The 14,044-nt window shown below is 66.2% G+C and carries 12 protein-coding genes and 2 tRNA genes; 4 read left to right on the forward strand and 10 right to left on the reverse strand.

Translation table 11 applies throughout. The features are described from left to right. The first annotated feature begins 27 nt into the window (after positions 1 to 27). The 4 genes from AC3WP6_RS08320 (at position 28) to AC3WP6_RS08335 (ending at position 3,407) form a co-directional block, all read left to right on the forward strand. A complete protein-coding gene (locus AC3WP6_RS08320) occupies positions 28 to 1,140 on the forward strand; it encodes a ribonuclease D (RefSeq protein WP_492627257.1) in 1,113 nt (370 codons plus the stop codon). Between the two features lie 58 nt (positions 1,141 to 1,198). Then, positions 1,199 to 1,274 (forward strand) — tRNA-Ala (locus AC3WP6_RS08325). 131 nt (positions 1,275 to 1,405) lie between these two features. Next, entirely contained in the window at positions 1,406 to 2,083 is a 678-nt protein-coding gene (locus tag AC3WP6_RS08330; protein ID WP_492627258.1) for a c-type cytochrome, read from the forward strand. Positions 2,084 to 2,198: 115 nt separating this feature from the next. Further along, positions 2,199 to 3,407 (forward strand): carbohydrate porin, encoded by a 1,209-nt coding sequence (locus AC3WP6_RS08335; protein ID WP_492627259.1) that lies wholly within the window; start codon positions 2,199 to 2,201, stop codon positions 3,405 to 3,407. Between the two features lie 95 nt (positions 3,408 to 3,502). Here the strand turns inward: AC3WP6_RS08335 and AC3WP6_RS08340 are convergent, their stop codons facing one another. The 10 genes from AC3WP6_RS08340 to AC3WP6_RS08385 form a co-directional block, all read right to left on the reverse strand. Next, positions 3,503 to 4,210, reverse strand: a complete 708-nt coding sequence (locus AC3WP6_RS08340) for a pseudouridine synthase (RefSeq protein ID WP_492627260.1) — start codon at positions 4,208 to 4,210, stop codon at positions 3,503 to 3,505. After that, positions 4,207 to 5,277 carry a class I SAM-dependent methyltransferase gene (locus AC3WP6_RS08345; RefSeq protein ID WP_492627261.1) on the reverse strand — a complete coding sequence of 357 codons (1,071 nt, stop codon included), beginning with the start codon at positions 5,275 to 5,277 and terminating at the stop codon, positions 4,207 to 4,209. The genes AC3WP6_RS08340 and AC3WP6_RS08345 overlap by 4 nt, the downstream gene beginning before the upstream one ends. Before the next feature lie 102 nt (positions 5,278 to 5,379). Then, positions 5,380 to 5,763: a YajD family HNH nuclease gene (locus tag AC3WP6_RS08350; protein WP_492627262.1), complete on the reverse strand. Its 384-nt coding sequence runs from the start codon at positions 5,761 to 5,763 to the stop codon at positions 5,380 to 5,382. Between the two features lie 46 nt (positions 5,764 to 5,809). Beyond that, positions 5,810 to 6,583, reverse strand: coding sequence for an AcvB/VirJ family lysyl-phosphatidylglycerol hydrolase (locus AC3WP6_RS08355; RefSeq protein ID WP_492627263.1), 774 nt, complete (start codon positions 6,581 to 6,583; stop codon positions 5,810 to 5,812). A 26-nt stretch (positions 6,584 to 6,609) separates the two neighbouring features. Next, positions 6,610 to 9,216, reverse strand: a complete 2,607-nt coding sequence (gene mprF, locus AC3WP6_RS08360; protein ID WP_492627264.1) for a bifunctional lysylphosphatidylglycerol flippase/synthetase MprF — start codon at positions 9,214 to 9,216, stop codon at positions 6,610 to 6,612. An 87-nt stretch (positions 9,217 to 9,303) separates the two neighbouring features. After that, positions 9,304 to 11,313: an OPT family oligopeptide transporter gene (locus AC3WP6_RS08365; RefSeq protein WP_492628663.1), complete on the reverse strand. Its 2,010-nt coding sequence runs from the start codon at positions 11,311 to 11,313 to the stop codon at positions 9,304 to 9,306. Between the two features lie 94 nt (positions 11,314 to 11,407). Beyond that, entirely contained in the window at positions 11,408 to 12,286 is an 879-nt protein-coding gene (locus AC3WP6_RS08370; RefSeq protein WP_492628664.1) for a pseudouridine synthase, read from the reverse strand. Position 12,287: 1 nt separating this feature from the next. Continuing rightward, the gene (locus AC3WP6_RS08375; protein ID WP_492627265.1) at positions 12,288 to 13,268 is read right to left on the reverse strand and encodes an LLM class flavin-dependent oxidoreductase; all 981 of its coding nucleotides are present in this window, start codon (positions 13,266 to 13,268) and stop codon (positions 12,288 to 12,290) included. A 177-nt stretch (positions 13,269 to 13,445) separates the two neighbouring features. After that, entirely contained in the window at positions 13,446 to 13,703 is a 258-nt protein-coding gene (locus tag AC3WP6_RS08380; protein WP_492627266.1) for an oxidoreductase-like domain-containing protein, read from the reverse strand. A 257-nt stretch (positions 13,704 to 13,960) separates the two neighbouring features. Then, a tRNA-Arg gene (locus AC3WP6_RS08385) sits at positions 13,961 to 14,037 on the reverse strand. Positions 14,038 to 14,044: the final 7 nt, after the last annotated feature.

Genomic DNA, 14,044 nt, shown 5'->3' on the forward strand with positions numbered 1-14,044 from the left:
CCACCGCCGTGAGGTGCAGGAAATCGCATGTCACCCACTGATGTCAGCGCCGACTGGATCGGCGATCGTCCCACCCTGCAAACCTGGCTTGCCGGCGTACCAGTCGGCGCCGCCGTCGGCGTCGACACCGAGTTCATGCGGCGCGATACCTTTCACCCGCGGCTCGCGCTGCTGCAGATTGGTTGCCATGGGCGCCACGCGCTGATCGACCCACTGGCGTTCGCCATCGACGACGCCCTGCAGCCGACCCTGGGCAACCGCGCCACGGCGACCATCATCCACAGCGCCGGCGAGGATCTTGAAACCCTGGCGCCGCTGCTGCCCGACGGGCCAGGCACCTTGTTCGACACCCAGATTGCCGCGGCGTATGCCGGCATGGGGCTTGGCGTCAGTTATCGCGCGTTGGTGGCCGAGCTGTGCGGCGTCGACCTCGACAAGGGCGAGACGCGCTCCGACTGGCTGCAGCGTCCCCTGACCGACAGCCAGCGCCGCTACGCCGCGCTCGACGTGGTGTACCTGGAACCCATCCACGACCAGCTCACCGAACGCCTGCAGGCCCGCGGCCGCGCGGCGTGGTTTGCCGAAGATTGCGACCGCCTGCGCCAGCGCGCCAGTCACCGCGGCGGCGATCTGCAACCACAACGCGCCACGCACGGCGCTGCCGAATGGCCCGCCGCGCAGCAAGCGCGGCTGCGCCGCATCCTGCTGTGGCGCGACCACACGGCACGCACACTCGACCGCCCGCGCCCATGGCTGCTCGACGACGCGTTGGCAATGAGCCTTGCCCACGAGCCGCCCACGAGCCTCGCCGATCTTGAGCAGCGCAGCCGCGGCCAACGCGCGTTGCACAGCCCGCAGCGCAGCGAGCTGTTCCAGCTGCTTGGCGACCCGGTCACCGACGAAGAGATCGCCAGCACTACGCCCATTGCCGCGCATCCGCAAGGCGAGGCCAAGAAGGCGCTGCAAGCGATGAAGACACTGATCGACACCGAAGCCACCGCACTCGACCTGCCCTCCGGCTTGCTATGCGCGCGCAAGGTGCTGGAGGCCTACGTCGCCACCCGCACCTGGCCCAGCGCGCTGACCGGTTGGCGCGAACCCGTCCTGCGCGAACGCCTGTCGGCGTTGTTGCCTGCATGAACCCACAAAAAAGTCTTGGCGTATCGGCGAGCCACTGCTAAGATGCGCTCCCTCGCGTGGGGCTGTAGCTCAGCTGGGAGAGCGTCGCGTTCGCAATGCGAAGGTCTGGGGTTCGATCCCCCACAGCTCCACCAATACTTCTGACGGCAACTGGCCGTTGCATGAAAAGCCCAACCCTCATCGGTTGGGCTTTTTTTATGCTGTTTACCCCGGTGATACCTCGACTCGCACCGGGTGTAGTGGTCAAGTGATCCTGGACACCAAGATGGGTGTTCATAACGCCAGGGCATCGACGACGGCTGGCGGACGTTGGCCGATGGCGGAAGCGGTGGACGCGAGCTTCCGTTACCTGACGACCGCGGATCTCGAAGCCATCGCGACGTACCTGAAAACGGTGCCGGCACGGCACGACGCTGCGGACAGCAAGCCCGTCGATGCGTGGGGTGCGGCCTATGCCGACCTCGCTGGCGTTCGCGGCCAAGCGTTGCCAAAGACGGCAGCCGACATGACCGGCCCGCAGCTCTATGACGCGTACTGCTCGACGTGTCATCAAGCGCGCGGCGAGGGCAGTTTCGATGGCGGCTTGCCGCCGCTGTTCCACAACACCGCGACGGGCCGCAGCAACACCGACAACCTGGTGATGGCGATCCTCGACGGCGTGCAGCTGCACGGCCACGGCTCGACCTTGCAGATGCCGGGTTTCGCGGGCGAGCTTTCCGACCAACAGGTCACGACGCTTGGCAACTACGTGACGCAGCATTTCGGCAATCCATCGGCCAAGGTTTCGGTCGATCAGGTACGAACGCTGCGTGCGGGTGGCGCCGCGTCGCATCTGGTGCTGATCGCGCGCGTGACCGTGGCTGCGATCATCGTGATCCTCGCCGCCATCGTCCTGGCGCTGGGGCGGCGCCGGCGGCGACCGCATGCCGAAGCGCCGCATTGACCGCGCCCGCCACCACGCGTCACGCCAGCCGCTCACCACCATGGCGAGCGCTGTGGCTCCTGCTGTGCGTTTCTGCATCGCTGGGGTTTGTGGCGCCGGCCGCGGCGCAGGAGTGGTGGCAGCGCCCCCCCTTACCGGCGACTGGGGCGGCCTGCGCACGCGCCTCAAGCAGGATGGCATCACGTTCAACGCCCACTACACCAGCGAAAGCGCCGGGATCTTTGTCGGCCCGCTGCGGCATACGGCGCGCTATACCCAGCAACTGGACCTCGAGACGGTGTTTGATCTCGATCGGCTGGCCGGCATCCACGACGCCCACATCCAGGTGACACTGACTGGTCGCTCCGGCCGCAGCCTCAGCAACGACGTGCTGCACAACCAGTTCTCCGTGCAGGAGCTGTATGGCGCCGGCCAGAACTTCCGGCTGGCGGAACTCAACTTCCAGCAAGACCTCGACGACCACAAGATCCACTATGCCATCGGCTGGTCGCCGGTCGGTGACGACTTCGCGCGACTGCCGAATTTCTGCAAGTTCCAGAACGGCGTGATCTGCGGCCATGCCAACGCGATGACCACCAACAGCGGCGCCCACAACTTCCCGACCGCACAATGGGGCGCTCGTCTCAAACTGCATGTCACGCCCGGGTTCTACATCGCGACCAGCGTGTATCTCGACAACCCGAACGCCGGAAATTCCAACCAGGGGTTCAATCTCAGATTCAAGCGCACTGGCGAGTTCGTGCCGGTAGAACTCGGCTGGCACACCAGCGGCGATGCCATGCCGGGCGACTACCAGGTCGGTGCGTACTACAACACCGCGGACACGCCCGACGTGTACACCGGCGTCGACCGCACGCCAGTGGGGTTCACGGATATGCCCTTCATCGAGCGCAACGGTCGCTCAGGGGCCTATGTCATCACCAGCCAGACGGTCTATGCCAATCAAGGCACACGGCGCCATCTGCGGCTCAGCATCATGGGTGGCACGGGCGATCGGGCCACCGCGCGCTACAGCTATTTCTGGCTGGCGGGCGGCGTGTGGCAAGGCACGTTTCCCGGCCGCAGCCAGGACTTCGTGTCGTTTGTCGTTGCGTACGCGCGCACCAATCCGCGTCTGCCCCGCTTCCAGCGCGAGCGCGACAGCGTCGTGCCGGGTACCGTGGGCATCCAGACCCACGAAAGCATCATCGAAATCGATTACGGAGCGCAGCTGACGCCGTGGTTCAAGCTGCGGCCCAACTTGCAGTATGTGATCCATCCGGGTGGCACCGGGAAAATTCCGGACACCCTGGTCACGGGCCTGTATGCCCAGGTCACATTCTGAGAGCCGCGCGGGTAGTCGAGTAATCCGGCAGGCCTTGCCGAACAGGTTTCCATTGCGGGCCCGGAGCAGCGGCCGAATGGATCAATGTCATTACTCTACGCTGGCGGATCGAACACGCGCGCCACCGTGCCGGCGTCAAGTGCGCGCCACCCACCGGGGGCAAGATCACCGAGGGTCAAGGCGCCGACGGCGAGGCGCGTGAGGGTTTCCACCCGGTTGCCGGTGGCGGCGAACATGCGGCGCACCTGATGGTAGCGGCCTTCGGTGATGGTAAGGCGTGCGCTGCGCGGGCCAAACACTTCCAGCCGTGCCGGCGCGAGTGGCGTGGTTTCGCCATCGAGCATCAGCGTGCCGCTGGCGAAGAGTTCGGTTTCCGTGCCGCGCAGGTCTTCCGCAAGCGTCGCCGCGTAGACCTTGGCCACTTCGGCCTTGGGCGAAATGACCCGATGCAGCAATCCCCCATCGTCGGTGAGCAGCAGCAGGCCGGCAGTGTCGCGGTCAAGGCGGCCGATGGTGGAGAGTGCCGGATCGCGCAGCCGGTAGCGCGGCGGCAGCAGATCGTAGACGAGGCGGCCGGCGTCCTTGCGCGAGCAGGTGACGCCGAGCGGTTTGTTGAGCATCAACACCAGCCCGGTTGGCGGATCAAGTGGTTCGCCATCGATGCGGATGTGCGCCGGGTCGGCCGAATCATCCGCATACAGCACCTCGCCGTCGGCACCGGTAATGCGGCCCTCGCGAAACATCCAGGCGACTTGTTTGCGACTGCCGTAGCCGAGGTTGGCGATCAGCTTGACCAGCTTCACGACCGCACCCCGCTTGCCTCGATCGCCTTGAAACCATCGCGCAGTGCAAGCTGGCGAACCTGGGTAAAACGCGCCGCAAGCACGCCTTCATACGGCAGTTGCCGATTGGCGACCAGCAACAGCCGTCCATCCGCGGTGAGCGCGTCGGCCGCGCTGGCAATGAAGGCCTGGCCGAGCGCCGGCAGCTCGGCACGCCCGGCAAAGTGGAACGGCGGATTGCTGACGATGGCGTCATAACGTTCCGGAAGGCCGCGCGTGACATCGTGCCAATGCACTTCAACGTCAACCTCACGCCCGCTGGATGCCACCGCGTGCACGAGGTTTTCGCGCGCCGGCGTCAGCGCCCGCGCATCGGCTTCGTACAGATCGAGGCTGCGCACCTGCGGGCAACGTGCCACCACCTGGCTCGCCAGGTAACCGTAACCGGCGCCGAGGTCGGCGACGCGGCCGTGCAAATCCGCCGGCAGCTGTGACGCCAAGAGCGCCGACGCCGGATCGACACGATCCCACGCAAACAAACCGGGGCGGCTCAGGTAACCGGCGGCCGTCATGCGCGGCGTATCCAGTTCGCCCCAGGCCGCGAGGAGCGAGGTGTCGATGGTGTCGGCGGTGGCCCAAAACACCCGGCACTTGTGCTTGGAGAGGCTTTGCACCGGGCCGAGCAGCAACGCGAGGTCGGCCTGTGCGGATTTCGCACCCTCGGCGTTGGCGACGCACGCCAGTACCACGCCGCCTGGCGACACCCGCTGCACGGCTTGTGCAAACTGGATGCGGCGCACCTCGCGCGAGCGCGCCGGCAGCAGCGCAACCACCGCGAAACGCGCCTCCGGCGCCGGCGCCGGCGCGCCGACGGCGTAGCCTTCGCGCGTCAGCGCATCGGCAAACGGCTTGAAGTCCTGCGTGCAGCACCAGCCTGGCTGCGCCATCTCACGCAAGCGCACGCCAGCACGGGCACCGAAAAACCACACCTGGCCGTCAACGGGAAGACGCAACGCGCCGGTGGCAAAGGGCAAAAACAACGCATCGAGTTCCGCGGTCGGTGCGGGGGCGGCGTATCCGGCTGGCATCACGGCAACGGTATCGGCAAAAGAAGGACGCCATTGTACGAGGCGCGCCCGTTGGGCCTGCCGCGAGTACGAGGGCTCACGCAACGCCAGCCGGGTACCGCGTCAGCCTTTGTCCCTGGCCGCCAGCATGGCGCGCAAATCGGCAAACGGATTGCTGGTGGCGGGCGCCGACGCGGGTGCCGCCAATTCGTAACCTGCTCCGCGCACATGGTCGATGAAACGGGCATGCTCGTTGTCGTGGCAGTACACGCACAAGAGCTCCCAGTTGCTGCCATCGGCAGGGTTGTCGTCGTGGTTGTGGTTGCGATGGTGCACGGTGAGCTCGCGCACGTTGGCACGGGTGAACTCGCGGCCGCAGCGGCCGCACACCCACGAGTACATTTTCAGCGCACGCTCGCGATAACCGGCCTCACGCTGCGCGGCGGCGCGCCGCGCTTCGGCAACGATGCGATCGAGCTTGGCGTCATCGGGCTGGCGCGGCGGCATGGCACGAACTCCGGCGGACGGGCGGCCATCATGCCGCCGTGCCGATTCAATGACCAGCGGCGCCCACCGGCAGCTCGTCGATCATCTGCGTGGCAAGCGGCAGGTAGCCGCCTTCGAAATGGTGGTCGCCGTTCTTGGCATGCACGGTGACCCAGTTTGGCAAACCCGCGTCGGTGCAGAGGCTGTCGTCGGCCTCCTCTTTACCGTAATAGCAAACCACCGGGAACGCATGGTCGATAGCCACTACCGGCGGCAGTGCAGCGTAGTGCGGCACCTTGTTGAATTTCTCCAGCAACGTCTTGACGAAGGCCTTGAAGCGTCCCTGCGCCATCATGTAGCCCTCGAACTGGATCTCGAAGCTGGCATCGCGGCTGGGCGAAAGCAGCACCAATTGCGCAATGCGTGCACGGTTTGCCGCACTGAGCCTGTCGATCAGCGTGGGCAGCACGTCGGCACCGAACGAGAAGCCCACCAGCCACACGCGCTGCTTGTGCCAGTCACCGAGATACTTCGTCATCAACGCGTCGAGTTCGGCGGCGGCGGTGTCGGGATCGCGGCTGCGCCAGAAATACTTGAAGGCGTTGATGCCAATGACCGGGATGCCGCGCGCGACAAAGGCATTGCCGAGCTGCTTGTCGAGGTCGGCCCAGCCGCCATCACCGGAATACAGAATGGTGAGCACGTCGCCCTCGCCCGCCGGCGCGGCGAGGGTTGCCGCCGGGGTGAGCAGCACGGTGGATCGCTCCAGGCTCGGCCTGGAAAACGGCGTCCAGATTGCCAAGGCCAAACCCACCGCCGCGACACCAATGCCTGACCACATGGCCCACCTGCCCCGCTTCGATTTGGTCATCGCCGCACCACGCCCACCAATCCGCCGGAAATCAGGCTCGCCACGTTGGCCAGGATGAGCGGCACGGCGATGCCACCCGGCGTGGCCATGTAGCGCGGCTCCCACTCCGGGTCGAATTTGTCCTTGTAACGCTTGAGGCCCTGGAAGTTGTAGAAGCGCTCGCCGCGGCCGAACACCAGCGCGCCAAAACGGTTCCACAATGGCGAAAGACGGCGGTTGGTGAGGCCCGCCAGCGGCGCCATGCCCAGGTTGAACCAGCGGTAGCCTTCCTGTCGCGCCCACTGCATGAGTTCGATGAACAGAAAATCCATGATGCCGGTGGGGCCATTGGGCAAAAAGCGCATCAGGTCCACCGAGGCCTCTTCCTTGGTGTCGGTGAGCAGCAGGTTGGCAAACGCCACCAGCTGCTCGCCCTGCCACACCAACGCCATTGGTGTGCGCGCCAGGTATTTCGGATCGAACGCGCCGAGCGAGAAACGCTTCTCGTGGGCGTGCTTGTCGCCCAGCCACGCATCGGAGATCACGCGCAATCGCGGCAGAAATTCAGGCACCCGCTGTGCCGGCAGGATCTCCAGGTGCAAGCCTTCGCGGGTGAGCTTGTTTACCGTGCCGCGCAAGGTCTTCTTGGACTTGCCATCGAGGTTGAAATCGGCCAGCGCGACGCGCGCCTCCTCGCCAATCTTCATGAGGTTCATGCCCACTTCGAGATACAGGTCGAGATCGGCCGGGCTGACCTCGTAGAACACCGGCCAGCCGCCGTCGCGCTCGCACTGTTCGAGGAAACTCCATACCAGCTCGCGCCGCGCATCTTCGTCCGCGCCGACCGGGTCGCCCAGGGCGACCCAACTGCGCCCCTCGGTGTCGTACATCAGGAACGCATCGTCATTGGGCGCAAACAACAGATGCTTGTCGCCCATGAGGGCGAGATGCGCTTGTGCGGAGTGGTACCGCTTGATGAGCGGCAGCGCACGCTGCAACTCGGCTTCGGTTGGCGGCACGTGGCGTGAGCGCTGCGGGCGAATCAGCATGGCCAGCGCAAACAGCAGCCCGGCCGCCGCGGCGCCGACCAGTGCACGCAAGGCGCGCGGTGCACCGCCCTGGTGGAAACTGAACTCCCACCACAGGCTGTTGCTGTAATCCACGTGCTTGTAGCTGAACATCACCAGCCACGTCGCACAGCCGAACACCGCGACAATGGCAAGGATCCAGCCGGGCGAGAAGCGCCCGCTGAACAACGACGCACGCCGATAGAACAGCTTGTGCGCCGGGAACAGCGCCAGTGCCAGCAGTGCCAGCAGCGTCGCCTCCTCGTAGTCGATGCCCTTGAGCAGCGAGAACACCGCGCCCGATATCAGCAGGATCAGGGTCAGCCAGTACGCCGCATCCAGCCGCCGTTGCAACCCGCGCGCGAGGATCAGGAGCAGCATGCCGACCACGCTGGCGAGCAGGTGGGAGATTTCCAGCACTGACAACGGCAACACGTCGCGCAGGATCTCCATGCGGTGCGGCAGCGCCTTGGTAGCGCCGGAAAACAGCAGCACCGCACCCGACACCAGCGTCAGCCCGGCAAAAAACGAGGGCAGCAGATTGTTGAACCACGGCGACCACAGCGCCGGCCGATGCAAGCCGCGCGCTTCGCGCTGCAGCACCAGCACCGTGGCGGCGCACAGCGGCATCAGGTAATACACGATGCGAAACGCCGCCAGCGAACCGAGGATGGGTGCAGCCAGCGCCTGGTTGCCGGTGGCGCCGAGGCCCGCCAGCATCACCGCCTCGAACACGCCGAGCCCGCCCGGCACATGGCTGATGAGGCCGGCAATCTGGGCGATCACGAAGATCGCGAGGAAATGCCCGAAGCCGGCATCCAGGCGATCCGGCATCAAGACGTACATCACCGCCGCCGCCAGCCACCAATCGGCCGCACCGACCACGATCTGGCGCAGCGTGGTGCCCGGAGCCGGAATATGCACCTGCCAGCGCCACAGCTTGAACGGCTTGCGGATGAAGCCGGCAGCCAGCCATGCCAGCGGAATCGCCACCAAAAGGGATGCCAACGCAATCCGCCAGGAACTCATCGGCAAACCGGACGGCAGCGGCACGACCAGCAGGGTCGTGCCGGTCAGCGCCAGCAGGCCCAGCCAGAACGCCACGGTGCAATACAGCACCAGCCTGGCGATCTCGCCGGTGGACAAACCGTTCTGCACATAAAAGCGGTAGCGGATCGAACCCGACACCAGGAACGACATGCCGATCGCGTTGCTGAATGCGTAGCTGATGAACGAGATCAGCGTTACCCGTCGCCACGGCAGCGTCTTGCCGATGGTGGCCAGGCCAAAACGGTCGTACAGCGACATCACACCGAAGCCCAGCGTGGTCAGCCCGATCGCGAGCAGCAGACGCGGGCGCGACACGTGCTGCAGGTACTCGCGAATCTCGTGGTAGCTGACGTCGCGCGCGAGCAGGTGCAGCGCCCACAGCGCCAGACACAGCATGCCGACCGACAGCAGTGGGCCGATGATGCGGCGCAACCACACGACGCGCGGGCTGGGGGCGGCGAGTACCGCTACCACCGGCGGTGCAACTTCAGGTTTGTCTTGCTCCACGCAGTGCTCGCATCCCCTCGGAGAGCATCAGTTTACGGCACTGGCATCCCTTGCTGACGTTGGGCATGGCTGCCGCCCGCCGCACATTCAGTGTGTCGTCGTGCCCTGCCCCATCCGCGCGATCCAGCGGTACATCAAAAACACGATGGCGGCGAACACCGTGCCACCGATCCAGATGGCTGCCTCGTGGAAGCCCTTGCCGACCAGCGCCAGCGGCGCATCGTGGTTGGCAAAACCGAGCTGCTCGGAAAACGCCACCAGCGCCGCCACCACCACGCCCAGCAGGCTCTCGCCCACGATCAGGCCGGAGGCCAACAGCACGCCAAGCTGCTTGGTTGGCTCCGCGTTGGGGCCGCGCTCGGCACGCCGGTCGAACCAGGCGCCCACCAGCGCGCCCACTACCACCATCAACGTGGTCGAGGTGGGCAGGTAAATGCCCAGGCCCACGGCCAGCGGCGGCAGGCGTACCGATGTCGCCTTTTTTGCCAGGATCTCGTCGACCACGATGATGATCACGCCGATCACGCCGCCGATGATGATCAGGCTCCAGTCGATGTCGCCGGTGATGACGCCTTGCGCCAGCGCGGAGATCAGCCCGGCCTGCGGCGCCGGCAGCGCACGCGACGGGTCGACGCCCGGTGCACCCAGGAAACCGTAGGCCTGGTTCAGGAGATCCATCACCGGCGGAATCACCAGCGCACCGGCAATCACGCCGATCACCAGCGCCCACTGCTGCAGCGACGGCGTGGCGTCCACCAGTTGCCCGGTCTTGAGATCCTGCAGGTTGTTGTTGGCGATGGACGCCACCGCAAACACGATCGAAGTGATGAACAGCGCAAACGCCACCAGCGCCTTGCCCGATTCCGCCGGCAGCAGCGGCTTGACCCCCACCACCAGCAGCAATGCCGCAATGATGACGACGAGAATGCCGACGCCGGACAGCGGGCTGTTGCTCGATCCGATCAAGCCCGCCATGTAGCCGCACACGGCGGAAACGAGAAAGCTCAGGATCACCACGAACAGCACGCCGCCCACCACCAGCAGCGTCAGCTGCGAGCCAAGGTGGCTTATGTTGGCAAAGTGGCCGAGCAGCCAGCCGACCGGGATCAGGCACAGCAGCGTGATGAGACCGACCATGCCGATCGGCATGTCGCGCTCGGTACGCGGCAAGGTATCGAGCTTGCCCGCCTTGCGCACCTTGGAGGCAGCCATGGCGCCAGCCAGCCCGCCAATCACCGGCTTGACCAGCTTGGCCAGCGTCCAGATCGCCGCCACGCCAATAGTGCCGGCGCCGACAAAGCGCACGTAATGGCTCCACGTCGCCTGCGCGGCATCCATGGTCGCGCCGCTTTCCGGGTGCAACAGCAGGAAATGCGGCACCGCCCAGCCCCAACCAATCACCGCGCCGACCAGCATCGCCATGCCGACCCACAGCCCGACGAGGTGGCCCACCGCGAACAGCGCAAACGACAGGCTGAAATCGAAACCGGTCGCCGCCCCCTTGTCGCCCACGCGAAAATAACCCGACACCATGTCGGCAAACAGCTTGGTCTGCACCACCACGTAGAACACCGCGGAAACCACCGCGCCCACGACCACCGCCTTGAGCCCCGCGCCGCCGGATTCCACCGATTCGGCCGCCTCCTTGCCGTGGCTGGAGCCGACCTTGAGCACCTCGGCACAGGCCACGCCTTCCGGATACGGCAGGTCGGAGTCGGTCACCAGCGCACGCCGCAGCGGGATGGTGTACATCACGCCCAGGATGCCGCCGGTGGCGCAGATGCCAAAACTCATCCAGAACGGGAAACCGCTCCAATAGCCGACGATGATGAGGCCGGGCAGCACGAAAATGATGGAAGACAGCGTGCCCGCGGCCGAGGCCACGGTTTGCACGATGTTGTTCTCCTGCATCGTCGAGTTTTTCAGTGCCCGCAGGATCGCCATCGAAATCACGGCGGCCGGGATCGAAGTGGCAAACGTGAGCCCGGCCTTGAGCCCGAAGAACACATTGGCGGCGGTGAACACGACGGTGATCAGGATGCCGATCACCAGGCCGCGCAAGGTCAATTCGAGCCGTGACGAGTCGGCGGACAACATCTGGGCACTCACGGGCAACTACCCCCTGCGGCGGAAACAAGGCGGCGACGATAACGTGGAATGCCCGCCGACCGTTACTGCACCGCGGCGCGACTTACCACGCCGGCAGCACCTGCCGGCTTTCAAAGTGGCGTCGCGCGCCGTCGAGCGGATCGACAAAATCCAGCGCCTGCGCCAAGAGGCGCAAGCGGTGCGCACCGTCGTCCGGCGCTTCCGCGGTCAAGACCGGGTACCACGCATCGCCGCAAATCGGGGCGCCGAGTGCGGCCAGGTGCACCCGCAGCTGGTGCTTGCGCCCGGTCAGCGGATGCAGCGCGTAGCGCCACGTGGCGCCGCCACGGTCGAGCACCTCGATGCGGGTGATGGCGTTGGGTTCGCCCGCCACTTCACGCATGCGAAAAAATGGCTCGCCGCGCTCGATGCGCGAGCAGCGCTCATGCGGAAACGCGAGCCGCGGCATCGCCGGCGCCAGCGCCTCGTAGCGCTTGGCGATGCGGCGTTCGCGAAACAGTGTTTGATAAGCGTTGCGGGTTGCCGGGTTGGCGGAAAACAGCACCAGCCCGCTGGTGGCGCGATCAATGCGATGCAGCGGTGCCAGGTCGGGATTGCCCAGCGTGCGCTGCAGGCGTCGCAGCAAGGTTTCCTCCACCCAGCGTCCGGTCGGCGCCACCGGCAGGAACGGTGGCTTGTCGGCGACCACCAGCTGCGCATCGACATGCAACACGGTTTCGGCAAACGGGATCGGCGCCTCGTGCGGCACCTCACGGAAGTACCGGATGCAGGCGCCCGCCCGATACGGGGCATCCATGGGAATCGCCTGCCCCGCCGCATCCAGCACCCGGCCACGTGCGATGCGGTCGATCCAGGTGGCGCGGTCGATCGCGGGGAACCGCGCCACCAGGGCGTCCAGCACCGTCGTCCAAGTTCCGGGCGGCAAATGCACGGTGCTCGCGACGACGGCGCCCGCGCGCAGGTCAGTCACGCGCAGCCCACGCCAGCTCGAACGAATGCCGGCGCGCGGCGTGATCGAAAATGTTGGCGGTGAGCATCAGCTCGTCCGGCTGGTGGCGCGCGATGAAATTTGCAAGACCTTCGCGCACGGTGGCCGGCCCACCGACGACTGCGCAGCCCAATGCGCGTTCCACCATCGCCTTTTCGCCCGGCGTCCAGAACGTTTCGATGTCGTCGATCGGCGGCGGAATCAGGCCCGGCCGTCCGCGCCGCAGGGTGACGAAACTTTGCTGCTGGGTGGTGAACAACCGCCGCGCCTCGGCGTCGCTGTCGGCGACCACCACGTTGACGCCAAGCATGGCGTAGGGCTTGCCCAGCCGTTCGGAAGGGTGGAAATCGCGACGGTACACGGCCAGCGCCTCGTCCATTGCATCCGGCGCGAAGTGCGAGGCAAACGCGTAGGGCAAGCCGAGCTGTGCGGCCAGCCGCGCGCCAAACAGGCTCGACCCGAGGATCCACACCGGCAACTCGCTGCCAGCGCCCGGCACCGCGCGCACCGCCTGCCCCGGCGAGGCCGGCGCGAGGAATTCGAGCAGCTCCGCCACGTCCTGCGGAAACGCGTCGGCACTGGCGAAATAACGGCGCAGCGCACGCGCCGTCGCCTGATCCGTGCCCGGTGCGCGGCCAAGCCCAAGGTCGATGCGCCCCGGATGCAGCGCCGCCAAGGTGCCGAACGCCTCGGCCACCTGCAGTGGCGAGTGGTTGGGCAACATGATGCCGCCAGCCCCGACGCGAATGCGCGTGGTCGCCGCCGCCACCGCGCCAATCAGTACCGCGGTGGCGGCACTGGCAATGCCCGGCATGTTGTGGTGCTCAGCCAGCCAGTAACGCGTGTAGCCAAGCTGCTCGGCCAGTTGCGCAAGGTTGCAGGAATGGCGAAACGCTTCGCCGGCATCGCTGCCGACGGTGATCGGCGCCAAGTCGAGCACGGAATACGGAATCATCACAGCCACCACACCTGGTCTGATGGGTTCGGCAACCCCGCAGCGAAGGCTGCGCAACGACCGCAGTACGCGCGCGCCATGCGGGGTTGCCGAAACCGGTTGGCGGCCACCGTCATGGCATGCCGCACATCTCAAGCCTACATCGCGTCATGCGCATGACCGCCTGACTGGCGACAACTATTCGCCGGGATGGCGCGCCTGCCACGCAGCCAGATCAGCCTTGTAGCGCTCGCGCTCCTCGTCATACCGGTCGTACACGCATGGCACGCAACCTTCGCCGCAGCAATCGGCCGGATCCGGCTCTGCCGGCGGCACCGGCTTCGGGTCGTTGACGGGAATTTTTGGAGAGACGACAAGCACCATGAGGCCAGTGTAGTCCGCCACGATGTCCACGCTGCGTTGGCACCGGGCATGCATAGCCACGATGATCGCCAACTGATCCTTGTGGAACCGTGATGTCGATGGCCTGATCAGCCCTATCACCGTGATGCCTGCCGGTGCCGCTGGCGTTTGCGCGGCGCACGGACGTTGCCCCCATCGCGTACTCGACTGTCGTGGACGACAAACGGCGCTGGACGCCGCGGCCAACTTCGCCAAGGCGCCGCCGTGGCGGGTTGATGCACGGGGTGCAAGGCAACTGTGGCGAACCGCTGCCCGCGGTATGGGGGAGCTGCAACGACGTCGCGCACGAATGGTGCCCCCGGCGCGATTTGAACGCGCGACCTTCCCCTTAGGAGGGGGACGCTCTATCCAGCTGAGCTACAGGGGCAAGCCGC

Source organism: Rhodanobacter sp. FW106-HT46G03 (assembly GCF_058789895.1).